This is a genomic window from Nitrosospira sp. NRS527 (genome assembly GCF_018406445.1).
In the GTDB taxonomy this organism is placed as follows: domain Bacteria; phylum Pseudomonadota; class Gammaproteobacteria; order Burkholderiales; family Nitrosomonadaceae; genus Nitrosospira; species Nitrosospira briensis.
In genome coordinates, this window is the sequence record NZ_AP024515.1 from 1,626,628 (window position 1) to 1,650,567 (window position 23,940).

16 protein-coding genes are annotated in these 23,940 nt (G+C 54.4%); 3 read left to right on the forward strand and 13 right to left on the reverse strand.

Annotated features, from left to right (window positions below; genetic code table 11):
* Nucleotides 1-986: 986 nt before the first annotated feature.
* Complete coding sequence (locus KJS40_RS07270) at nt 987-1,367, reverse strand: hypothetical protein (protein ID WP_244859753.1); 381 nt, start codon at nt 1,365-1,367, stop codon at nt 987-989.
* Nucleotides 1,368-1,893: 526 nt separating this feature from the next.
* Here KJS40_RS07270 and KJS40_RS07275 point away from each other — a divergent pair.
* The 3 genes from KJS40_RS07275 (at nt 1,894) to KJS40_RS15275 (ending at nt 5,378) form a co-directional block, all read left to right on the forward strand.
* On the forward strand, nt 1,894-3,963 hold the full coding sequence (locus KJS40_RS07275; RefSeq protein WP_213539641.1) for a carbon starvation CstA family protein: 2,070 nt from the start codon (nt 1,894-1,896) through the stop codon (nt 3,961-3,963).
* 10 nt (nt 3,964-3,973) lie between these two features.
* Nucleotides 3,974-4,174 (forward strand): YbdD/YjiX family protein, encoded by a 201-nt coding sequence (locus tag KJS40_RS07280; protein ID WP_213539642.1) that lies wholly within the window; start codon nt 3,974-3,976, stop codon nt 4,172-4,174.
* A gap of 394 nt (nt 4,175-4,568) precedes the next feature.
* Nucleotides 4,569-5,378: a PEP-CTERM sorting domain-containing protein gene (locus tag KJS40_RS15275; protein WP_244859754.1), complete on the forward strand. Its 810-nt coding sequence runs from the start codon at nt 4,569-4,571 to the stop codon at nt 5,376-5,378.
* Nucleotides 5,379-5,587: 209 nt separating this feature from the next.
* Here the strand turns inward: KJS40_RS15275 and KJS40_RS07290 are convergent, their stop codons facing one another.
* The 12 genes from KJS40_RS07290 to sbnA form a co-directional block, all read right to left on the reverse strand.
* Complete coding sequence (locus tag KJS40_RS07290) at nt 5,588-8,146, reverse strand: TonB-dependent siderophore receptor (RefSeq protein WP_244859755.1); 2,559 nt, start codon at nt 8,144-8,146, stop codon at nt 5,588-5,590.
* Nucleotides 8,147-8,794: 648 nt separating this feature from the next.
* The gene (locus tag KJS40_RS07295) at nt 8,795-9,910 is read right to left on the reverse strand and encodes a PepSY-associated TM helix domain-containing protein (protein ID WP_213539643.1); all 1,116 of its coding nucleotides are present in this window, start codon (nt 9,908-9,910) and stop codon (nt 8,795-8,797) included.
* A 258-nt stretch (nt 9,911-10,168) separates the two neighbouring features.
* Nucleotides 10,169-12,385 carry a TonB-dependent siderophore receptor gene (locus tag KJS40_RS07300; RefSeq protein WP_244859756.1) on the reverse strand — a complete coding sequence of 739 codons (2,217 nt, stop codon included), beginning with the start codon at nt 12,383-12,385 and terminating at the stop codon, nt 10,169-10,171.
* Nucleotides 12,382-12,888, reverse strand: a complete 507-nt coding sequence (locus tag KJS40_RS07305) for a ParB N-terminal domain-containing protein (protein ID WP_213536921.1) — start codon at nt 12,886-12,888, stop codon at nt 12,382-12,384. Before KJS40_RS07305 ends, KJS40_RS07300 begins: the two co-directional genes overlap by 4 nt.
* A 12-nt stretch (nt 12,889-12,900) precedes the next feature.
* A complete protein-coding gene (locus KJS40_RS07310; protein WP_244859481.1) occupies nt 12,901-14,106 on the reverse strand; it encodes a type III PLP-dependent enzyme in 1,206 nt (401 codons plus the stop codon).
* The gene (locus tag KJS40_RS07315; protein ID WP_213536922.1) at nt 14,103-14,864 is read right to left on the reverse strand and encodes an aldolase/citrate lyase family protein; all 762 of its coding nucleotides are present in this window, start codon (nt 14,862-14,864) and stop codon (nt 14,103-14,105) included. The genes KJS40_RS07310 and KJS40_RS07315 overlap by 4 nt, the downstream gene beginning before the upstream one ends.
* Nucleotides 14,855-16,639, reverse strand: coding sequence for an IucA/IucC family protein (locus tag KJS40_RS07320; RefSeq protein WP_213536923.1), 1,785 nt, complete (start codon nt 16,637-16,639; stop codon nt 14,855-14,857). The genes KJS40_RS07315 and KJS40_RS07320 overlap by 10 nt, the downstream gene beginning before the upstream one ends.
* Nucleotides 16,636-18,381: an IucA/IucC family protein gene (locus KJS40_RS07325; RefSeq protein ID WP_244859482.1), complete on the reverse strand. Its 1,746-nt coding sequence runs from the start codon at nt 18,379-18,381 to the stop codon at nt 16,636-16,638. The genes KJS40_RS07320 and KJS40_RS07325 overlap by 4 nt, the downstream gene beginning before the upstream one ends.
* Entirely contained in the window at nt 18,378-19,562 is a 1,185-nt protein-coding gene (locus KJS40_RS07330) for an MFS transporter (protein WP_244859483.1), read from the reverse strand. The genes KJS40_RS07325 and KJS40_RS07330 overlap by 4 nt, the downstream gene beginning before the upstream one ends.
* A gap of 8 nt (nt 19,563-19,570) precedes the next feature.
* Entirely contained in the window at nt 19,571-21,361 is a 1,791-nt protein-coding gene (locus tag KJS40_RS07335; protein WP_213536924.1) for an IucA/IucC family protein, read from the reverse strand.
* A gap of 5 nt (nt 21,362-21,366) precedes the next feature.
* Complete coding sequence (gene sbnB / locus KJS40_RS07340; protein ID WP_244859484.1) at nt 21,367-22,392, reverse strand: 2,3-diaminopropionate biosynthesis protein SbnB; 1,026 nt, start codon at nt 22,390-22,392, stop codon at nt 21,367-21,369.
* Nucleotides 22,389-23,393 (reverse strand): 2,3-diaminopropionate biosynthesis protein SbnA, encoded by a 1,005-nt coding sequence (gene sbnA / locus KJS40_RS07345; RefSeq protein ID WP_025039830.1) that lies wholly within the window; start codon nt 23,391-23,393, stop codon nt 22,389-22,391. The genes sbnB and sbnA overlap by 4 nt, the downstream gene beginning before the upstream one ends.
* Nucleotides 23,394-23,940: the final 547 nt, after the last annotated feature.

The window sequence follows — 23,940 nt, forward strand, 5'->3', positions numbered from 1 at the left end:
GGGATATGTGCCCGCGAGTAACGCGGGCGGCAGCAAGAAGGTCATCAATCATGTATGTCATATGCTGACCTGGCGTTTAATGATTTCACTCGCCTGTTTTACGCGAGCCTCATCATTCTTAAAGTTGCTTAAGATTTAAGCAGCTGCACTGATAGGTGCAAGAGGATTGCGCAGTTCATGTGCTAGCATCGCCAGAAACTCATCCTTACGTCGATCAGTTTCTTGCAGCTTCTCTTTGGCGCACATTCGCTCCGTAACATCCAAAGCAACGCCGCGAATGGATATTCCTGACAGGAGCTATAAGACTATAAAATGCGAGGATTAAATAGCTGTAAGATTTAACAGGTAGGCAAGTGAAAATTAGGAACATAGACTGTAGATCTTCGAGAATCCGACCGTTTATTTGTTCTCTATATCTGTCTATTTACAGTTGATAGACATTTGAAGGCTGAAGAACTTGCTCGATGCGTCCAATTACAAATGGAACAGGCTCCCGTCGGGGTCTGTAGTGAAAGGAGGGAATATTTTCGCACATGCGAAAATATTAGGAAGCTTGTGGCCTACGTTTACGCAACGCTGTTTGAAATTAACGATCCTACAGCGGTCGAACGGTAGAGGCAGTCAGTATTGATGAGGGGTAATGTGTGCTCGCCCAGGTTTGGGAGTGTCGGTGCCGCTGGCTAGCTTGATGCAGTCGACTAAAGTCGTCTGCATCAAGCTAAACGCGCATGAGTCAACACATTTAAAGTTAAAACCACCGTCTAAAGACGGTGGTTTTAACTAATTTTATTGAAATAAAAGAAAGGCTAAGGAGTAACGCCGCAGTTGAACGCGAGCAATTTCTCGCTGCCGGGCACGGACAACTGCGGCGCGAATATTAGCCGGAATATTCGCAAGGCTTTTTAACAGCCGGATCAATTGGCATAAAAGGTCACTTCATCAACATGCAGCCGAGAATCAATCGAATTTGATCCTGTTGATTATTTTTAATCGACTTTTTCATGTTTTATCTTGATGAGCTCGCCATCTTCGCCGACGTCGATCTCAATCTCCTTGCCATCTGGTTTTTCTACCTCGGCTTCATAAACAGTAACAGTTTTGGGGCTGTCGAAATGAAGGATTCGAACGTTCTGTGTTATCGTTTCCTTCTCAATTTCCTCGATTTTTCCGCCGCCTGCGTGATCAGTTATCGTTTTCTGAACTGCAGACGGTACATCCGTCCTGAATTCTCTCCTGTCTTCCAGCAAAAGCCGAGGTTGCGAATACCATCGCAGCGGGCAGAACAACTGACATGAATAATTTCGTTTCCATTTGTGACCTCCTATTTCATTCCAAGAAACATACTCGCCAGAACATTCTATTTGCATAGGGTCCTTGGAATAATGGGCGCGAATCAGAAAGTGGTCTGTGCGATACCGCTCTTAATCCTGTTTTGAAAAAGGTTAAAGGATGAGCCTCTTGCAAAAGTCAGAGATCGGAATTGCTCCGGTCGCCTATCACCACCCTGCAGGCCCTACCCGTCTTTTCTATGAGTAAATGCACGTGGTTGGTCATCAGCACATAGACGTGAATGCCACAGCCATGCTGCTCACAGGCTAACCACAATTATTTATCTATATAAAACCGATAATCCACCTCTACACAGAAAATCGTAGTCCAATTATTGCCATGTAAAATCATGTGCTGCGGTTACCATTCTGATCTTTCGCATCACTTTATTTATAATTCCAGTATGCGCTCGCGTAATAAGATAATAATTGGCAGGTTGAATACTGGACTTGTCGAAACAGCCTTGCTTAAACCTGAAGCGGTGAAAGTATTCCTGATCAATTTCAAAACCAACACTGCGATAAAAAGATAAATGAATCATCTCATCACCCCCTGGAACAGATAATGAATCATCTAATCACTAAGCTCGGCTGGTTGGCGTTCGCCGCGCTTGGCGCGTTTGCATTCGCCTTCATTGCGCTGCACCATGGCGAATCGATAGGCGCCATCTGGATTGTTATCGCCACCGTTTGTCTCTACATCATTGCCTATCGCTTCTACAGCCAGTTCATTGCCAGCCGGGTGCTGAGACTGGACCCCACTCGCATGACGCCGGCTTACAAATTCAATGACGGCCTGGATTATGTGCCGACCAATAAATACGTATTGTTCGGGCACCATTTCGCCGCGATCGCCGGCGCTGGTCCCCTCGTTGGTCCAATTCTGGCGGCGCAGATGGGTTATATGCCGGGCATGTTATGGCTGCTGGCGGGCGTCGTCTTCGCTGGCGCGGTACAGGATTTCGTTGTGCTATTCATTTCCACGCGGCGTGACGGCCGCTCGCTGGGTGATCTGATCAAATCGGAACTGGGGCAGATACCCGGCATGATCGCCCTCTTTGGCACCTTTTTCATCATGTTGATCCTGCTGGCGGTATTGGCGCTGATCGTGGTCAAAGCGCTGGCGGAATCGCCATGGGGCACCTTTACGGTAGCGGCTACCATGCCCATTGCCTTGTTCATGGGCGTATACGCGCGTTATATCCGCCCTGGTGCGATCGGCGAAGTGTCATTGATTGGTTTTGTTTTATTGATGCTGTCGATCATCGGCGGGCAATACGTGCAGGAAGTTCCCGCGCTGGCGGTGATGTTCACCCTGACGGGTGAACAATTGACCTGGATACTGATCGCCTACGGCTTCATCGCTTCCGTACTGCCGGTCTGGCTCTTGCTGGCACCGCGCGACTATCTGTCCACCTTCCTCAAGATCGGAACGATTGTCGGCCTGGCCATTGGCGTCATCTTCATTTCGCCCACGCTTAAAATGCCCGCGTTCACCCAATTTGTGGATGGCTCCGGCCCGGTCTGGTCGGGCAGCCTGTTCCCCTTCCTGTTCATTACCATCGCCTGTGGCGCGGTATCCGGTTTTCATTCGCTCATCTCATCCGGCACCACCCCCAAGATGATCCGCAACGAGACCGATGCCCGCTTCATCGGCTACGGGGCGATGCTGATGGAATCGTTTGTCGCCATCATGGCCCTGATTGCCGCCTCGACGCTAGAGCCCGGGGTGTATTTCGCCATGAATAGCCCGGCCGCGATCATTGGCACCACAGCGGAATCGGCTGCGCAAACCATATCGCAATGGGGTTTCTATCTCACACCCGAGATGGTCACGCAGACCGCACAGGATGTGGGCGAACACACCATTATTTCTCGTACTGGCGGCGCACCGACGCTGGCGGTGGGCATGGCGCAAATCCTGTCGGAGTTTGCCGGCGGCAAGGCGATGATGGCGTTCTGGTATCACTTCGCGATCCTGTTCGAGGCGCTGTTCATCCTGACCGCGGTCGATGCGGGAACCCGTGCCGGACGCTTCATGTTGCAGGATTTGCTGGGCACCTTCATCCCGTCGATGAAGCGTACCGATTCACTGGTTGCCAGCCTGATCGCGACCGGTATCTGCGTTGCCGGCTGGGGATATTTTCTGTACCAGGGCGTGGTTGATCCGCTGGGCGGGATCAATACGCTATGGCCGCTGTTCGGCATTTCGAACCAGATGCTCGCCGGCATTGCGTTGATTCTCTGCACCGGCGTGCTGTTCAAGATGAAGCTTGATCGTTTTGCCTGGGTGACGATCGTGCCTGCCACATGGGTGCTGGTGTGTACGCTGACCGCCGCCTGGCAGAAAATATTCGATGTCAATCCGCGCATCGGTTTTCTGGCGCATGCCGGCAAATACAAGGATGCTGTCGCGGACGGCGTGCTCCTTGCGCCAGCCAAGTCACTGGAGCAGATGCAGCAGGTGATTTTTAACGACTATGTGAATGCATCGCTCGCGGGCTTGTTCATGCTGGTACTGATCAGCATCCTCTTTTTTGGTATCCAGACGGTACTACGCGCACGTGCCACGGGCAGACCTACCGCTAAAGAAGCACCATTCGAATTGTTGCCTGTCGAGACGGCAAGAACGTGAGGGGTCACCCATGCTAAATAAAATAAGCAGAACGGTTCGGTATTTGGGACAGAGCATGCGGCTCATGGTTGGCGTGCCCGAATACAGCACTTATGTCGACCACATGAAAAATACGCATCCGGACAAGCCGATCATGTCTTACCAGGAATTCTTCCGGGAGCGCCAGGAAGCGCGCTACGGCGGCAATGGTAAGGTTACCCGCTGTTGCTAAGCACCGTCCAAAGCTGAAGCTGCCGCATACATGATAAGGATTGCGTAATGATACTGATAGTCGGAATATGACGACGGGCCTATCGCTGCCCCCCTCCCCGCAACATTGGTATCGATCAGCCCCGGATAACTCAAAGTCTGGCTCGAAATGCCTCCTCCTTTTCCCAAGTTGTCACGCACAATCCATCTGCTTGGCAATTAACCCGGCAAAAAAATTGCGTATCAAGGGACGCCCGAACGAATGCCGGATGAGTTCCGTTTTAACTTCCTGTCTGTTCGCTGAACGGCCGAAAATAAAAAAGCTTCAATTCAAAATGAAGATTCAGCAATTCCGATCTTGCTTTGCTGAACCGTGAAGTAATCATGAATTTTATTTTCGATGCCAGGGAGGTTATATGAACCATCTGATAAAACATGGACTTTTGGTAACAGCATGCTCAATCGGAGTTGGACTGAGCCAATCGTCAGTTGCAGCCAACACCACAGCGCCGATCGCAGCGACCGCTACTATCGACTGGAGCAAGCTCCAGCTATCGGTTACGGGTGTCAACGATACAGTACCCACAGTGACATTTTCAGGTCAAAACACGTCGCTGAGCTCATACGCGTCGTCTCCCGGGCAGTACGAAAATGATTCGAAGGCAATCAATAACTGGACAGACACCAAGGGTGCCAACGCAGATGCCGGAACCACATTTGCCAACGCGTTAGCCTCCACGCTAAATTTTTCGGGGGACGCAAACGCGATGCAGTCTGGCTCTGCAAGTTCTTCAGGCACCCGAACGGAACAATTCACTTTTGACGGGCCGGGCGTGCTGACTGTAACCGTTCCTTATACTATCAGCTTAAACGGGGAGACTCCCAATTACTGCTATTATTGCTACAATTACGACCACGCATCAGTCAGCGGGAGTGCGTCATTTGACAGCTACGTACACAATGGGAGCTCCAGTACTTATTCCAATTCTTCGTTTTCGCTGCATAATTACTATGGGACTCCACCTTCACAATCACAATCGGGAACCCTGGTATTTGGTATTTTCGCCAGTGGCGCTGGCAGCGGTTCACTCAACGTTAACTTCGATCTATCGGCGCACTCTCCAATCAGCTCAGTGCCAGAACCCGAATCCTATGCGATGTTGCTGGCTGGCCTAGGGCTGATGGGCGCAATGGTCCGGCGACGAGGCAATAACAGGAACGCCTGAATTTCCCGTTATCTCAGGAATCGGTCTTCAAAGGATAAGAGGACTGTCCAGCCTCCTTCGGGAGGCTTTTTTGTATCAACTCGAAAACAAAAACCTGAGGTTTGGGGCTTTATCGCGTTGGGCAATGCGTGGTTTTTACGTAGCTATCCCATTCATAAGGCCCGGTTTCAGATACTCATGACCCCCTATGCTCATGATTCATAACCTATCTAAAAGTTGGCAACGACCGTCAAGCGAAAAATGCGGGGCGCACCCGGCGTTATGTTGTTATTGCTGTTGGCTGACGCAACATAATTGACATTGGCTATATTTTCGATATTTGCTTGCACCCGCAGGGTCTTGTTGAGGCGGACGAATACGGCCGTATCCAGTCGCGTGAAGCCGGGCAGGAGCACGGTGTTGTCTACTGCAGCATACATGCTGCTGCGATGGATCACACCCAGACCCAGTCCGATAAACGGCGTGAAATCATAACGGTTCCACACGGAAACTGTGTGCTTGGGAACTTGTGCCACAACCGAGCCGGCCGGGGTAGTGCTCCCTGAGGTGGTGACTAACGCCTTGCTAATTTCCGCATCAGTATAAGCATATCCCCCCATCACGCTCCACTGCGGAGTGATGCGGCCCATCAAACCTATCTCCGCCCCCCGGGCACGCTGGCCATCGACCAGGTTTGTCCGGCTGAGATCGTTGGGATCCTGAGTAATTACATTGCTGCGGTCCAATTGATACAGCGCCGTGGTCAGCGAAAGATCAGGGCGAATATCCCACTTTGCGCCCAGTTCCAGGTTCATGAAACTTTCGGGCTTGAGCGCCGCGTTGCTCAACGTTAACGAACTGAGCTGATCACCCGCACGCGGTACATAAGCCAGACTATAGTTGCCGTAAATGGATACTTCTTCGATCGGTTTATATATCAATCCGACCCGAGGCGAAACCAGTCCATCATTGGTATGTATCCGCTGGCCGTTGCGATTATTGACAAAATTCGCATCGAAATTATCGTAGCGTATGCCCAGGACCGCCTTCAATTGGGGGAGGAGCGTAATCTGATCCTGTAAATAGATTCCCACCACCTCTACCACACCGTGATTATTGGCATCAGTGGAGCTCTGTGAGAAGGAGACCGGACCCAGAAAAGTGGGGTTAAGAAAGGATACTCGATTATTGAGCGGGCTGATAACTCCGCTATTGCGGAAGTTGTCCGAAACCTGGCGGCCATATTCCACGCCCGTCATGAACTCATGCTTCACACCCCAAGTATCGAGGTTGTATAGAAAGTCTGTCTGAGTGAAAAGATTCTGGCGCTGGGTTGCATTGTTGTAGGCCGAAATCGCTACTGTTCCCGTAGCATCTTCGGCCGAAGCAGCACTTCCGGCAAATACGTTCTGGTAGAACTTGTCGTAACTGGCATAACGGGTACGGTTACGGACTTTAAGATTGTTATCGAACCTGTGCTCGATGAGCGAATTTAGCGACCAGGCATCGACATTCGTCGGACTATTTTCCGCGTTGCCAAAGAAAGTCGAGCGATCCGTATTGGCTGGGCGCCCCATGAAAGAAGGAATGCCGCGGTCTGCGGTACGCCGATCGAAGAAGTATTCTCCGCTCAGTACGACCTTGGTTTGAGCAGTCGGCTTGAATGTAAACGTGGGATTGACTCCGCCTCGCTCAAGGTCGACGCCGTTACGATAGCTATTCGAGTGTTCGTACATCGCGTTGAGCCGGAAGGCGGCCACATCGTTAATGGCCTGGCCGATGTCGACTGCAATCCGCTTATGGCTGAAGGATCCATACTGCGCCGTAATTTCACGTATCGGCGTCCAACCGGCTTCCTTGATGACGCGATTGATCACGCCACCCGCACCGCCCCGCCCGAAAATCATCCCATTGGATCCTTTCAGGACCTCGACCCGGTCTACATTGTAGAGATCGCGAAAATACTGAACGTCATCGCGTAACCCATCGACATAAAAATCGCCCGTCGAGCTGCTACCACGAAAAATCACGGTATCGCGATTGCCCTCCCCTTGTGATGGGTTGACACCCGGCACATAACGCACCACGTCGCCGATACTCAGCATGGTCTGATCCTTGATCATCTCCTGCGTTACAACAGTGATGGATTGCGGTACATCACGCAGCGGAGTATCGGTTCGGGTGGCGCTAAAACTTTTTGTGGCCATATAACCATCCGTCGGGCTGGTTATAGTGCTTGCAGAGACGTTTATAGGCGGTAGCGCCGCAGGTTGATCAGCCACTGTCGCGGGTAGCTTCCTTACAATGTACCCATTAGCCTGCGGTACCGCCTCGAGGCCGCTCCCAATCAGAAGACGGTTCAATCCGCCCTGTACCGAGAAATTGCCGTTCAGCCCTTGCGTGGTGATATCTTTTACATCGGCGGCAGCGAAGGAGAGCTTGACCCGTGTCTGCCTTACAAAATTATTGAGCGCTTCTTCCAGTGGGCCAGCGGAAATATTGTATGGCTGCGCATGAGCGCTGTCGCCAACGCCAGACTCGGCAAAAGCCGCATGAGGCAAGGCTATCGCAGCTGTGCCAAGAAAAAGCAGCGCACCCTGTATTACCGCTGCGAGGGAAGATCGATATAAGTTGGATTTTTCTTTCCTGCCATTGTGCTTTCGTACCACGTCGTGGTTTTCGGAGCGAATCGCACAGAGGGGGGTATTCTTGAGTTCATCAGCGTTAACCGAACAGGCGATAAGCCGGGACGCAACAATGTTCGCGCTACTTTTATATTTATTTTTCACAGCCAATAATTCCAGTAGATTGGATAAAAATTGGCTGGCTTGCCGAATGGCTGGCGGGCTATAAGAATGCCGCTGGTTTAGGCACTAATTCTCCTATCCCAGCGGCGGTGAAATCATTTCTCGGCTTTGCAGCCGGTTCTCAATACGGTATCGCCTCGGAATGGCGCCTTCCATACCCCATTCTGATGAATGGGTTTACGATTGTCGCCTAGTTCGATGCGCCGGAATACGGTATGAGATTGTGAGTAATTCTTTCTTTATCTTAAGAAATGATAACGGTTCTCATTATATTTCAGCCGCGCCCGAAAGGCAATAACATTAATAGGGTTTATGGCTTTCCCGGCACAGCTTTGCGGCTGATGAAAAGACAATCGGCATGGATGTCATGAACCATCCGGGATTTCGACCTGGTAATAGGAAGTCGGATGGGCTTGAGCGTATCAGGAAACCCTACTTGTCATGTCGCAGTATGGAAGAGTTGGGAACCGGATTTTTAGAAGCCTCTTTACCCAGATGTTTCATAAATTTGCGTGATGATTGCGCAGGATTTTGTTTTGTAGGGAGATTTTGTGAAAGAGTGGCGTAGTTATTCATACGCCCGACTGAACGAAATTTTCATACGAAACAAAAGACCAGCAAGGGCGCGCATCAATTTATGAAACATCCGGGTTTATATGCTCTCGCTTTCGTTCGATTCCTCCACATGATATAGCCAGTAACAAATAGCACAAGCGGCGAAAATCCTATGATCACTTGTAAAATTCGGGTGAACGTTCCCCCCACGACACCGATATGAAGCGGGTAAAACAAGTTATAAACCCGGGTTCCTGAAGGCGCTGCCGAAGCATTTTCAATACGCAATACTTCTCCCGTGTACTGATCGAAATAGATGAAGCTTCTTCCATTCGGATGGAATTCTTCCGGCATTTTTTTGCGCACCACCAGAGGCGCCCGGGGCGTTTGCGGAAGGTTGATCCAGGTAGTAGGCCCCGAGAGGATGCTGTCGGCCTGATGCAGCAGGTCGTCCAGCGGAGGAATCATTCCTGCGGCACCGAGAGGATCGGAATGAGGCGGGACCGGTCTTGGCACGCTCGCTGTCAGGAAATTAGTAAGCTCAACCATGGTTTTATTGAACACGAGGGAGACACCGGTGAAGGCAATAATCATGAGAAAAACGATAGTGTAGGCGCCTGATGCGCGATGCAGATCAAAAATAACTTTTTTCCACGGCGCAGACCAACCGACCTTGAAACCCCGCGCAAACTTCCCTATTCCCTTTCCATTGGGCGGCCACCAAAGGAAGAAGCCGGTGATGCTCATGCAAATCAGCAGTAAGGCGCTGACGCCGAGAATGGTTTTACCGCGCTCCCCAATCAGAAGTTCGGTATGCAACAGGGCGACCCACCCTATAAAAGTGTCTTCCTGCCGATGGGCGCCGAGCAACTCACCATTGTAAGGATCCGCATAAACGAATAGCCCATGCGGCTCGTTCATTTTCAGCAGGTAAGTCTGCTTCGGCGTGCGCGGCATGCGAACAGAAAACACCGTGTCGTCAGGGTACGCCTGACTGACCGCATTCAGCACGGTTTGCAGAGGGACCCGCTCGCCGTTCACTGCTGCTTCCATCAATTCGGGATGCAAAAGCGCTTCGATCTCCTCGCGAAACACGATCATGCTACCGGTCAAGCCGCTCAATACCAGGAACAGTCCAGCCGCCAACCCGATATAAAGATGAAAATTGAAGACGACCCTTCGTATTTTCATGATGAATACCTCATCTGGATATTTAACCCGGATATTTCATAAATTGACGCACGCCCTTGCTGGTTTTTTGTTTCGTATGAAAATTTCGTTCAGTCGGGCGTATGAATAACTACGCCACTTTTTCACAAAATCTCCCTACAAAACAAAACCCTGCGCAATCATCACGCGAATTTGTGAAACATCCGGGTAGGTACCCCAAGAGCGTGCGCCCCAGCTTCAGGAATTCGGCTTCCCGAATACTCTCCTGGAACCCGGTTATCAGAACTCGACCCGAGACACGACCTTCATAAGAATCGGGGCGCCGACACCCAACAATCCGTTGCCCGCAGTACTCCAATAATTGCTGTTGGCCGCATTATCCACGACTGCCTGGATCATGGTGCGTTTGCCCGCAATACGGGTTGTGTAGCGTGCGCCCAGGGAAAGTATCGCGTAATCATCCACGAAGGCCTGGTTGGCGCTGTTCACGGGCCGTCTCCCCACGTAATGCACGCCGCTGCTGAGCGCCAGTCCAGGTATGCTGGTGGGGCGGTATTCGGCAAAGAGGCTGGCCGTGCGTTGCGGCGTGTTATCCGGTATCTTGCCGAACGTCTCGGCATTGGCTCTGTTCAATTGTTCCGCCTCCATGAACAGGGCCGAGCCGATGAGCGACAATTGCTTCGTTATCTCGCCAGAAGCTGACAACTCAAAGCCGCTGTACCGGGCCATGCCGTTGAGAACAAAACGATTGGCCGCGTCAATGGTGGTTGAGGCGCGCTTGATGTCGAAGTATGCCACCTGAAGCAATATGCCCTGCGCGACAAGCGCCTTGACGCCCACTTCCTTTTGCTTCGATACCGCCGGCGCCAGGATCTCCCCACTATTGGCACGATTGGCGGGCGCCTGCCCGCTTTCCTCGACCCCTTCAATGTAGCTCGCGTATATCGATACGTTGGGGATGGGCTTATACATCAGGGACAATGACGGGTTGACCCTGTCGGCTTTATAGTGAGTGGTCGCAGCGACACTCTCATAGAAGCTGCTGCGTACCCCCAGCATGACCTGCAACCTGCCGCCAATCAAGATTCGATCCGATATATACAGGCCGAAATCGGTTATTTTTGATCGGTTTGCGCTAAATGGCGTGGTGGGAGACCGCTGCGCAATATCGATGGGGTTGTACAGATTCTGCGTGGTATTGAATGTGGATGAGGTGCGAGGATCCTGCCTGCGCTCGTTCCCGGTAAAACCCACGGATACCTCATGGGTAATAGCCTGACCTGGAAACCGCCCGAATACTTCGGCGCGAATATTCTGGTTATCCCAATGCTGGCCACGGTTGAAGAAAGTTTGCAGAGTTCCCTCGCCGGTGGCGAGGTTGTAATTCTGGAACTGGGAGAAATTGCGGTCCCGCCTGGTTTGCGCCTTGCCGATCTCGAATAGCACCCCCCAATTGTCGCTTATTGCATAATCAGCGCGCAGCAACAGGTTGGTTGCCTCGGCGTCATACTTCTGCCATTCCCCAGCAAGATTACGGCGGGCATTCGGAACAGGGGGTAATGTGATCACGCCATTGACCGCTGGAAGAATCTTTATCGCCGCTTGCTCGGAAACCTCCTTACGGTAATGCTCCACATCAAATTTGACGGAAAGGCTATCCGTAACCCGCCAGTCGAAAGCACCCGACATCAGGGCGCGATAACCGGAAAAATTGTGGATGCCGATATCTTCGCGCCCGGCAAGCAGATTGATGCGCGCCCCGAACTGCTGCTCGCTGCCGAAGCGCCGCCCCAGATCGATATGCGTATTGGCGCCGCCATACATATTTGCCATCAACGAGACATTTGTAATGGGATCCTTGCCCGCACGTTTGGTTACCAGATTGACGATGCCGGATGGCGGCACGAAACCATAATATAGCGATGAAGCGCCTTTGAGCACCTCGACGCGCTCCTTGTTCTCCATGGGGATATCGATCAGGTTGATGATCGGCAGGGATCCGTTGAGCCGGTAATTGCTGCGGTTTTCCACGAGAATGCCGCGAATCGCAATATTGTCGTAAGTTGAACCGTTCAATTGCGAACGCGTAACACCTGCCGTATTACGCAATGCGCCAAATACACCGGTTATGGCCTGTGCATCGAGCACTTCCCGTGTGATCACATTACTGGTCTGTGGCACATCGATTGGCGCCATATCCCGGAATGTTCCAACCTGAACCGAATCGGAGTTGAAACTCCCTACCCGCTCGCCGGTCACGGTGACGGCGGGCAGCTTTTTCCCCGCCTCGGATTGCTCTGCCTTGGATTGCTCTGCCTTGGATTGCTCTGCCTTGGATTGCTCTGCCTTGGATTGCTCTGCCTTGGATTCAGCAGGCGGAGTCTCCGCTTCCGCCTGCTGAATCCAGAACGTCGATGAAAGTGCAACAATCGCCGAGTACAAATTGATTTTCATGATGCCAATGCCTCTCTCCATGAACCAGTATTTACGTTTCACGTTAAGTCCTTATTCATGGTCGGATGTTGCCCATCAACCGCCGTTGCCATACTGATTTCATATCGGGACATGAAACACGTGGATGCAGGCAAGGAAGATACGACAGCCGGATCCTGTAGCAACGGTACCGAAATATTGCAAATGGGAAACGGCGATGAAAACCGGTGGTGGGTGGTTTTCGGTGGGTATAACTCGCCGGTTCTGGCGCGGCGCACGATTTCATGCGGATTGACCAGGTAGCCCTGGCGCGTTGCATCGACTTTTACGCAATCGTAGTCGAGCAGCAGGCAGGGAATATACTTCAGCCTGAGCCGACGCGCGGCCTCCAGGCGATGGTGACCATCCATGACAGCCAGGCTGGTACGTTCCACGGCGATGGGGATGCGCCAGAGCTGTTCACGCAAAATGGTATCCGCCAGGGTCACCGCGTGATTGGAATAGTGGCACTCATTCGGGCGAACCCGCTTGACCTGTACAAAATGAATAGGGAGCGAACAGAGCATCGTGAATCCTTTTTAACAATTGTCCAGAAACACACGTTCGGGATGAGGGTGGCTTAAAAAATCGTGATGGGAGATGTGCCAGCCATAGGCGCCGGCCAGCAGGAAGGCGACACAATCCCCGGCTCGAAGCTGTTTGACATGGACATCGCGTGCAAGGGTGTCCTTCGGCGTGCATAGCTCGCCGCAAAGCGTGACCGGGGCATCGAGAACTGAAGGACGCGAAAAAGGGTAGTGCCAGCTTTCGCGCTCCAATATCATGAAAGGATGGTTGTGCTGCCACGAAACCGGCAGCCGGAAGTGGTGCGAGCCCCCACGGAGGATGGCGAAGTGCTTGCCATAGGCAGTTTTCACGTCAATGACTTCGCTCATGTAGCAACCGCAGTCCGCGGCGAGAAAACGCCCGCACTCGAATACGACCTGAAACCCAGGCTGGCGCGCGGCGATGAGTACCGACAGGCCTGCACAGAAGCTTTCCCAATCGAAAGACGAATCCGGATCAGCATAATTAACGCCAATGCCGCCGCCGACATTCAGCCAGTCGAACTTCAGCCCATAGTGGCGCTGCCACGCCTCTGCCAGGTCAAAGTAATGCTCCATCAGGGCGAGGTGGGTATCCGGATTGAGGTTGTTGGAAATGGCATGGATGTGCAGACCCTTGAGGCGAATGCCCGGCAAGGTCCGGATGAGTTCGAGCAGGGCGGGAATTTGTGCCTCTTCAATGCCAAACTGGGTCGCCTGTCCGCCCATGCGCAATGTTGCCTCTTGCGGCACATGAGCCGGGTTCACACGGAGCAGGATATCCGCCACCTCGTGACGGCATCGCGCTATCCAGTCGAGGCGCCGCAACTGATGCTCGCTTTCCACATGGATCAGCATGATTCGGTGGTCAAGCGCACCTTCCAGTTCGGCGTCACTTTTGCCGGGACCGCCGAATACCATGGGAACGGCATCATCGATGGCGCGCACACGCCGGATTTCGCCCAGCGATGCCACTTCGAATCCGTCGGTGTGGTTGAGCAGCGCTTTCAATACCGGCTCGTCGCTATTGGCTTTGATGGCGTAAAAAAGCTGGCATTGTGAAGGCAGGCTGCGGCGCAGCATGTCGGCGCGCCGCCGTAAATGTGCCAGATCATAAATATAAGCGCATACGGGCTGAATATCGGGCGAGTCGGACTGGGCGCGACCATGCAGATAGTCGTGCAGGTGTTGCGGGTTCATTGCTCGAGCACCTTGGCCTGGTGCTGTACCAGATGCGACGCCATGGCGCGCCGCGTAATACCGCGATCATCGCCAAGAATGAACATTCGAACCGAGCTGCGATAATCGGATTCGAAATCCCCCGGTATCCGCGGCAAGGAGCAGAACATCTTGCTGTGGCGTTCTGCCGCGGCGCGGACAAGAGATACCGCTTCACGTACGTCCGGATGATGGGTTTCCCAGGGCAAGTCCAGCGATTGCGAGAGATCGGCCGCACCCGCCAGCAATACGTCTACCCCTTCCACCACCGCAATTTCATCGACATTTTCCATCCCTTTGCGATCTTCGATCATCGCTATCACTAAGGTGCATTCCCGCGCGGCACTCGTGAATCTTGCTAGGTCATCGCGCCCGTAACGGGTATGCAAGGTAGCGTTCAGGCCACGCTCCCCGAGCGGGGCGAAATGACAGAGGCGTACCGCATCCCGTGCTTCCTGCGCCGAGCGAATATGCGGAAATACAACGCCTTCCGCCCCGGCATCCAGTACCTGAAGAATTTGATGAGGCGAAGCTACCCGGACCAGCGCCGCAATGCTGCTGGCGCGGGCTGCCAGCAGCATTGCGGCAAGCTGTCCGGAGCTGATCAGTGTGTGTTCCAGGTCGATCACGACGAAGTCATAGCCGGCCGCTGCGATTATTTCCACGCTCAGCGCGGCGGGGGTGGAACAGAACAAGCCATAGACGATGCCGCCTGCCTCCAGGCGCGTCTTCAGACACATGACGGCTCCTCGACTTTTGCAAGGGGGTTCTGCGCAGGCCGCGTACGTAACCGGATTTCCGACTGGAAACGCCGACTGGCAAGTAACTCGACGCCCACCTCATCGGCAAAGCAGTCGAACAACAAATAACGCGCCTCACTCTGAGGATGACGTTTCTGATGTGCCTGCACCACCTCGCCGGTGATTTTCCAGAACCGCTTTTCCGCTATACCGTAGTGGCGCAGGAACAGCCAGGCAAGTTCCGCCAGATTGACGAAAAATAGCGCATCGAAGGTGAAATCCCGTAACTCCTCGGCGTTTTCGCTTTCCAGAAAGGAATTGGGATTGATCTGCGCATGCTCAGGCGGCGGTGCGGTGAGCACAGGCGCAGGCGCGGATAATAGCGCTCTGCTGAAGCGTACCCCATCATGGAAGTCCTTGAGTGCTACGCGCGCCGGCAGCCCCTCCTCCACCAGCAGGACCATATTCTGGGCATGCGACTCCAATGCGGTCCCATGTTCCCAGAGCAGATGCAGTACCGGCAAGAATGCCCGCTCCACCAGCCGCTTTAGCCATTGCTCGGGTCCATGGCGCCGAACCCACGGATCGATGAAGGGCCTCCCGTCGATATCGATATGCGTGACGGCGGTCATCGGCACCGCTCTTTCACCCGGACGCAAATAGTTATGCACGCTTTCGCGCCAGATGCACGACAGCGCGCCATATTGGCCATGAGCCAAGGCCACTGGCGTGAAACTCACGCCGGCCACTTCGCGCAACAGCACGGGGCGCGCCAGGGGCAATGGCCAGTCGGTTCGTTCCGCCAACCCATGCAACCAGTCGCTGATGACGGGCGCATTCTGCACGGTGTGCGGCGCCAGCACCCGCGAGGTGGATGTATTGACGAGGCTCATCGAAAGCTTGAGCGACAGTCGGTTGCGGTCGCTCAAATTACTTAGGGTACGGATCGATTGCTGAGGCAGATACCGGTCAGGCAACAGGCCCAGCGCAAACAGTTCGCCTCGCGCCAGGGCCTGGTGATAGCCGGGTAGGACAACTTCGTCCCATTGCCACGGATGAACCGGTAGCGGCAGATAATCGTCGGGCTGCAACGAGCGCTGGGATAACTGATCGCAAAAGTACCGCCAACCGGGCTCACCCAGCAACGCAACGCCCCTTTCCGCATCATTATTCAGCGTTTTACTAACCGCCCAGCGGCAACGATCCCGGCGTACGGCGAGTAGCAGCGGCCTTACTAAGGCCGCGATTTCAGGCGCATACATTCCGTTGTCATCCAGCGTGAAGCCTATCCGCGACTTGTAGACCGGATGATAGAGATGACCATCGGTCAGCCTTGCTTCCAGCGTGTCATAGTCCGCATCGCGCAACGGCTTGCCGCTGTGTGCGGATAATGTTTGCGCATCCTTGATCTGCGTAGCCAGCAGTTCGGATGCAAATTGGCTGAGCCGTAGTTCGTCGGCAACCAGCCAGGGCGCAATTTCCGTCAGGAACAACGCAGGGTCGCAAGCCTCATGGGTAATGCCGCCATCGATGCGCAGCAGCGGCGTAGTGATGCGCACGCGGCCAAAACTGATGGTTTGGCGGGCCTGGCATTGATAGCTGACGGGAACGTTATCCGCACGGAGGCCCGGCAAATTCAGTGTTTCGCCATCCCAGGTGCAATGCGGTACCGCACGCTCAAATAGCAGCGCCTCCAGGAGTTGGCGTAACACGCGGCGGCTCGCCTGGCGGTAAGCCGGACTATCAATCAGGTTTTCATAGTCGAGTGGATTCATTGGTTTACTTTTGCAATCAATGGATTGGGTATCTCAACCCATGATGGGTTTTCTCCCTGCTGGTGGAAGCTGCTGAGCATATTGGCCTTGGCCGGCAAGGTCGGCTGTATGAGCAATCGGCTTATCAGCGGGTCGTCAATCGAGCTCAATATCGATGCGGTGTCGCGCCACAATGCCGCCTCGGTAGTCAGCCCGGTGCGAGCCAGACAGGCGGCCACATGGCCTATATGATTAACCAGCACGTAATACTGAAATCGGTGCCAGGCCTGTTCCTCCGCGTAGAGAACCGGGCTGTCGCCGTGCAGGCGGTCGAGGAATTGGAAACGTGTGCGGCTGATGCTGACGCCCTCCATGTCTCGCGCGTAGCCACGAGATGGCCAGCCATCGTGGAAGGAGATCAGGGTATTTTGCAGGTGGGCTTCAAGGCTGATGCCATGCTCCAGAAAGAGATGCAGCAGCGGCAACAGAGTGACATCCAGATAGCATTTCCACCACATGCGTATCAATTCCTCGCTGAGCGGTTTTCCCCTGGCAGACAGCCGCAACAAGGCCAGCAATGGAATTTCTCCATCGGCAGGCTCTTCCAGTACCGCCACGATTGTCTGGACGTGCCCTGCCTCGATTACTGGCATCGCCTGCCGGTATACCACTGCACAGGCAGCGCGCAAGGCCTCATCCGGCAGCCTCAGCGTCTGGCTCGCCAATTCGGGCAGGATGCGAAATGCCGATTGCTCGGAGATATGACGTGGTAGTAACGACAGAGCCAGGCTGGCATCCAGCGCCCGCCTGACCTGTTCGGATGGGTTGTTGCGTATGAAATTGGTGATACGGATATTGAGCGATAGTTTAAGAAACAAATTTTGGCGGGGTAGCCAGACGGTGCGAACCGAAGATGTGGGCCAGGCCACTTCACCCATCGGTCCGAGCGAAACCAGCTTTCCTTGATTTATCAGCACGCTGATTTCGGGCAGACCCAGCAAATAATTGGCTTGCCAGGGATGGCAAGGCAAGAGCCGGAAATCACCATCGGCAAGCAGATCGCGGGCGAACAATGCTACTTCCGGGTCGATCGCGGGCTGTTTCTCATTGATAGTACGGGTCTCCAGCATGTCGGCCGCGACCGCGAAGTAGTGCAGGCGAAATGACGCACCCAGCTCAGGCGCGTAACGCTGCATGTCTTCTTCGCTGAAACCTTCCGCAGCCTTGGAGGTAACATGAAAAATGTGACCAAAGCGCAGTCCCTGCTCGGCAGAGAGGAAAGACGGGCGTTCCCCGGTGGGTTTATGCAAATGGAAGCGGCGGACCTGGGCTATGCTGTTCCGCATCAGCGTTTTTAACCGGACACGGCTGTGATCGGCCGTGTCCGCAGGCTGATCGGCGCCCGCAGCGAGCGCATCGGCGATCAGATCGGCCAGCAACGCCGCATCTGTGGTCAAGGGTTGCCAGTTACCGCGCCATCCAATCCAGGCGAATGGCGCCAAGCGGTGGTAGCCAACCGGCGAAAAGTAGGCAAACGCCCCCGCTAGCTGGTACTCGGTTTTTGCAAGCGAAACCAGATACGGCGCCGATCCGGCGGCACGCCAGGCCCTGATATGCGAATGAAGTTCAACTGGCCCTGCGTCATCCGCTGCGAGACGTGGATCGAAACAACCTGTTTCCCGGCAATAGGTGTTGACATACTGCTCCGCCAGGCGCCGCTCTATGGGTGCCATTTCCAGCAGATGTGAAGGCATCGGAATCATTTTTTTAACTCCGCAAATGAAAAACCAGCGGTACGATCGCTGAAAACCAGTAACCCGCCCGCGAAGAACAGCATGGCAACTGGCCAGATAAGATTGATGGGAGAAAGGAATGGCAGCAGGAATAAAATGAGTAACGGGCCGACTAACTGGCCGACAACCATAAAGCTCCTGCTTAATCCCGTCACATAACCATATGCCGAGATGGGTAGCTGGCGGCTGCAAGCCAGCAATACCGACTGCATCAATGCTGCGTAACAGGCACCCTGGGTTATCCGCAACAGCGCGACAATCCAGATCTGATCGATAAGGATCAGCAACCCGGTCGATAGCGCGCACCCCATGGCAGCGAACGTGAAGTAGCGTCGCGGTTCACCGCGATCGTTCAGACGGCCCCACCATGGAGCGGCCAGCATCGTCGCAAGCCAGCCCAGCGCGTGCAGGAACCCGATCTTGCTCGCCATTGCCTCGGCAGCAGGAAAACGTGCCGTCAGATAGAGTGCGAAGACATTGACAAAGGCGAATGCAGCCGCCTGAATAAAACAGGCTGCAAGCATCCAGTTGCGCAGATTGCTGTCGCCAAGCACGGTGCGCAACCCGGAAAAGGGCAAGCCGGGGATTCCTGCAACTTTTTGCGGTTCGCTGAGTTGAGTCCACAGTATTCCGCCCGCTATACCCGTGAGTACGGCACTCGTCAGCAGCAGTGGCTTGAGCGACCAATAGTCCAGCATCATGCCGCCCAATAACGGGCCAGTCAGCGCCCCGCACGCAATGGCGCTTTCCTGCAAACCCAGCGAGCGCCCGCGTGAAGTGTCATCGCTGACATAGCCGATGAAGGCGGTGAGCACCACGCCTATGGTACTTATGCCCTGCAGCAGACGGCCCAGCATGAAGCCGTGCACACCCGGGCTCAGCGCCATCAACAGCATGCTGGCGGTGAATACGGCCAACGATGCCAGCAGCATCCGCTTGTAGCCGAAACGATCGCAGCACTTGCCGACGTAAGGAGCGAAACACAACGTACCTATGGCGGGTGCCGCCAGTGCAAGACTGCTCCAGTGCGCGGCACCCACGGCATCCATCTGTTCCAGCGTTGCAATATATAACGGCATGATGGGCACGAAGACCATCAGCCCAAGCGTGGTAACAGCCTGGCAGACCAGTAGCAACGTGAGGTTATTCATGCCTGTTATCACCGTGCCTGTCTGTCTTCTTCCGGCCACGATGGACTGCCGGCTAATAGAGGATTGGGCAGACGACCCATTGCGCTGGGCATACCGGTACCGAAACTAGTGACATTGAATAGCGGAGCAAGTAACTGCTTGAAGGGCCACTCCGCCTCCTCCAGCAGCATTTTTCTTGCCTGCCCGGCGATTTCAACCGGCAGCGGAGCACGTACCAGACAGATTTCGAGCGCTTGGCGGACAACACCCCAGCCATGCGCTTCGTCCCGGCCATAATATGTGGCCAGCGCAGCGAGAATCGCATACAGATTGACCTCGATCGCCAGGGTTTGCAGATAGGCCAGCAGTTCCCGCGGGGTATTCAGTTCCAGTGTATTAGGCGTGCTGCGATCGATTACGTAGTCCGGGATCGTGACGCCCTGGGCCTGCATCAATGGATGGCACACACGCAATGTGTCATGATCACGCAGCACCAGCGCGGCAATTTGCCGGTCCTTGAAGGCCAGCAATACATTTTGCCCGTGCAACTCCGGCATGACGCCGTGCGCAAAACAGCGCAGTCCCAGCTCGAGTAAAGCCCCGGCAATGTCGCCGAGCAGGCGCCAGGCGGCTTCTTCCGGCGCTGCGACGCCGATCAGGTGATCGAATGCCGGCAACTTGCCATCAGCCGAGACTGCCGGCAACGCTGCCATCGGGATCAGTGTTGCGCCGGGGAGCGTCGGATAGCGGCGAATCATGCAGGCCAGCTCACCCGGTTCAGCGTCGAGTGCGTCGCATTGGCTCAATGCCCACCACTTGTCCTCATCGCACAACAACAAGTGAGCAGCCAACCAGTCGTCGCGCTGACGCAAGGATTCCAGGCAAGCGCTGGCAAGTATGCCGTTATGTAGATAGCGTGGCGGCAGAGCGCGAGTTGCCCCCAGCGTACGAACGGAGAGTGCGAGCTTCAGATGCGTGCCGGGATTTCCGGTGACGGCAAGCGAACGCAACGACGCAGTGGGAACCGCCGTTCCGGGCCCCATACTCAAATAAATGCATTCGCTGAGCCTCAGGGGAATTGACCGGTTGAGCCAGGCCCACTGCCATGGATGGACCGGCATCCATAACCAGTTCTCGCCATCGACATGGCCAGCGCGAGCAGCGCTCGCCAAGTTGTCTTGCTGGCCAGGGTCAAGCAGACTCTCCGCCAGGGGCTGGCCGGTGAGCGGAGCCGCCGGTGCACTTACGATACAATTGCGCGGTACCGCCACCCAGTGAAGCGGAAGCGATGCCATCGTTTCCGTGGCATAACCATAGCCATGGTCCCCATTCCAATCCTTGGCACGGGCCAAGGGGTGAAACGGCCGGTCTTTAAGGCAGCTCAACGCTTCCCAGGGCAGCAAGTTTTCGGGCGCAGCCATGAGATTTTCCAGGATATTTTGCTCATGCACTGCCGCAAATGCGGCCTGATCATAGGCAAGCGTGAAGAACCGGGTAAAACGGCCTGTCCGGTCACGCCACCAGTCTGCCGTCTGCAAGACTTCGACAATCTTGCTGAGCTCGAGATTGGTCGTATTCGTAGCCGTATGCAAAACCGCGTTTGAACCCAGCACCCGAAACGGGCGTAAGCCATCCGCCCTCTGCCCTTGCCAGCGTAACGACCGCGTTTCGTCAAGCGCAATTTCCATCACTATTTTTCCATTGACCACCGGATGCATGAGGCAATGCCCGCGAAAACCGTAAAGGTTCTCCAGCCAGAGCGCATCGAACAGGTCCTGAGCCAACCGGCTCGCATACGGATGAGGTGGGATGATCTGCATGCGGTTCAGCCGTATAGCGGCAGCCGGGTACCGGTTCCACGCTCATGCGCAAGGCGGTAAAAGTGGCGCGCGCAGATGATGTCGTCGATGGCCATGCCCATGGGGTTGAGCAAAATGATTTCGTCTTCGTTCTCCCGGCCCGGCCTATCTCCGATAACGATCTCCCCAAGCTCCGCATGCAACTGTTCACGACTGAAGCGTCCTTCCAGCACCAACTGATTGATGATCTTCTTTTCGCGATTTGACTGATCCCAATCATCCACCACCACCTTGTCAGCCCTCTCATAGACATCCTTGTGAACATCCATGATGGATATATTGCTGATGAAAGCGCCAGGTTTAAGCCAATCGAAGGCCAGGTAAGGTGTACTGGTTACGGTACAGGTCACAATCACGTCAGCCGCTCTCACTGCGGATTCCGCCGAGTCTGCGCTGATAAAATCCACATCCGGATTGCTTTCCGCCAATAGAGTACCCAGCGATTTGGCCGCTTCAGGGGACAAGTCAAACAGATGAATACGCTCGATATCCGGAAACTGCTCCAGCAGCGTCTGCATCTGCATACGCGCTATCGGGCCGCATCCGATACAGGCAACATCGGTAAAGCCACCACGTGCCAGGTAGCGGGTACCCACCGCGGTAATGGCCGCCGTGCGCATGCCGCTGATCAACCCGCCCTCAAGGATCGCGACCGGATAATTGGTCTCCGCATCATTCAGCACAATAACCGCGCTGGCACGCTCAAGACCGAAGTGAACCGGATTGTGCTGGCGGCTACCCACCCATTTCAGGCCGGCGACCGGTTGCTCGCCGCCCAGATAACAAGGCATGGCAATAATACGGTCGGCGATGTGATCCGCCCCTGGCCAGCGCAGATAGGGTTTGAGCGGTTGCACGTAGTCGCCGCGAGCATGCACCGCCAATCCATCCAATATCGCATCTACATAAGGTTGCGAGTGGCTGCCTCCCAGTGAGCTGAGGTCGCTGCGGCTAAGGTAGAGCAAATCAGGTGAGATATCCGGCATGCTCATGCTGTTTGCTCCTGAGGCGTGCCCGTAAATCCTTTTGTCATGCGTGCAAAATGGCGTTCCCTCATGCGCAACAGCCACTGGTCGTTGTATACCGTGTCCAGATAGCGCTCGCCCCGATCGGGCAGGATGGTCAGGATGCGTGCCGGTTGCAACAGGCGGGCGGAAAGGCGCTGGATAGCGGCGATTACGGAGCCGGATGATCCTCCGGCAAAGATTCCTTCACGCTTTACCAATTGCCGGCATGCCACGGCGGATTCATAGTCGTCGATCTGGATGACCTCGCCGAGCTCATCGCGCTTCAATAATTCGGGTACGCGGCTTGCGCCAAGCCCGGGTAATTCGCGAACCGCCGGTGAAGTACCAAACAGTACGGAACCAAATGCATCCACGGGGATGACCTTCAGGGCGGGCCAGGCCTCGCGCAGACGCCGGGTAATGCCGTGGATGGTTCCCGAGGTGCTGACGCCCAGTACCAGATAATCCACGGGCCGATCCAGGTCGCGCAGGATTTCCTCGCCCTCGCCGTGATAATGGCTTTGCCAATTACGCTCGTTGGCATATTGATTCGTCCATACCGCATCGGGTTGCTCGCGCAGCATGTGCTTGACCCGCTCGATGCGGGTTTCCAGATAACCACCCTGGCGATCCTTTTCGGTGACAAGCTCGATATTGCCGCCGTAACATTGAATGATCTGGCGGTTCACAGGTGAGAGTTTTGGATCCACCACCGCCGTGAAACGTAGCCCGTGCATACTGCAGACCATGGCCAGCGCAATGGCAAAATTGCCGGAGGAGCTTTCGATAATATGCGACCTGGAACTTATGGAACCATCCGCCAACCCGCGCTCGACAATATGGTGTGCCGGCCTGTCCTTGATGCTGCCACATGGATTGAACATCTCCAGCTTTGCCAGCACTTCACACCGCGAATCGTTGAACATACGAGAGAGGTTGACTATTGGCGTCTTCCCTATGCCATCAAGAATACTGTGAAGGATCATTTTGGTGCCTTCCATTAGATAATAATAATGATTAAGTAAATAAGAACGATAACGCGAGTAATAATCATTACTTCACGATGCAAAGGCTTGGATCAGCCTTCTCTGCTTTGTTCTACTTCTAGAGTTTGATTTCGACCAGAAACCGGCCTTCGCAAGGCTCGGCCGGACGATGTGATCCAGCCAGGCTGGTTGTCAGGCTATGTTGGCTTCGGCTGAACTCCTGCGGCCGCCCGGCTAAAAGTTATTATGTGATGCTGATTACGTCGGAAGCAGCCAAGGCGTGGCGATGCGTGCAGTACTATTGTTGATATTTCCATAGCCAATATTCCCGATAGATAGGGTTAAAAGATTGGCTGGCTTGCCCAGGACGGGCTGGCGAGCTATAGAACTGTAGAACTGTAGAAGAATGCGTGAAAAATTATTCACAACGAATAGCCCGTGATTTCTTGGCCGGCTTTACGTCATTCCTTGACGAAGCGCAAATAGGGTGTATTTCTTCTTATGGATCGGTTTTGCGCTCCCTCTTTCCATGAATTTGCATCTACGA

Excerpts from the sequence above, each read along its gene's own strand:
- KJS40_RS07270 (WP_244859753.1), bottom strand. The coding sequence starts at position 1,367 with ATGCAAATAGAATGTTCTGGCGAGTATGTTTCTTGGAATGAAATAGGA.
- KJS40_RS07275 (WP_213539641.1), top strand. The coding sequence starts at position 1,894 with ATGAATCATCTAATCACTAAGCTCGGCTGGTTGGCGTTCGCCGCGCTT.
- KJS40_RS07280 (WP_213539642.1), top strand. The coding sequence starts at position 3,974 with ATGCTAAATAAAATAAGCAGAACGGTTCGGTATTTGGGACAGAGCATG.
- KJS40_RS15275 (WP_244859754.1), top strand. The coding sequence starts at position 4,569 with ATGAACCATCTGATAAAACATGGACTTTTGGTAACAGCATGCTCAATC.
- KJS40_RS07295 (WP_213539643.1), bottom strand. The coding sequence starts at position 9,910 with ATGAAAATACGAAGGGTCGTCTTCAATTTTCATCTTTATATCGGGTTG.
- KJS40_RS07305 (WP_213536921.1), bottom strand. The coding sequence starts at position 12,888 with ATGCTCTGTTCGCTCCCTATTCATTTTGTACAGGTCAAGCGGGTTCGC.
- KJS40_RS07310 (WP_244859481.1), bottom strand. The coding sequence starts at position 14,106 with ATGAACCCGCAACACCTGCACGACTATCTGCATGGTCGCGCCCAGTCC.
- KJS40_RS07315 (WP_213536922.1), bottom strand. The coding sequence starts at position 14,864 with ATGTGTCTGAAGACGCGCCTGGAGGCAGGCGGCATCGTCTATGGCTTG.
- KJS40_RS07320 (WP_213536923.1), bottom strand. The coding sequence starts at position 16,639 with ATGAATCCACTCGACTATGAAAACCTGATTGATAGTCCGGCTTACCGC.
- KJS40_RS07325 (WP_244859482.1), bottom strand. The coding sequence starts at position 18,381 with ATGATTCCGATGCCTTCACATCTGCTGGAAATGGCACCCATAGAGCGG.
- KJS40_RS07330 (WP_244859483.1), bottom strand. The coding sequence starts at position 19,562 with ATGAATAACCTCACGTTGCTACTGGTCTGCCAGGCTGTTACCACGCTT.
- KJS40_RS07335 (WP_213536924.1), bottom strand. The coding sequence starts at position 21,361 with ATGCAGATCATCCCACCTCATCCGTATGCGAGCCGGTTGGCTCAGGAC.
- sbnB (WP_244859484.1), bottom strand. The coding sequence starts at position 22,392 with ATGAGCATGCCGGATATCTCACCTGATTTGCTCTACCTTAGCCGCAGC.
- sbnA (WP_025039830.1), bottom strand. The coding sequence starts at position 23,393 with ATGATCCTTCACAGTATTCTTGATGGCATAGGGAAGACGCCAATAGTC.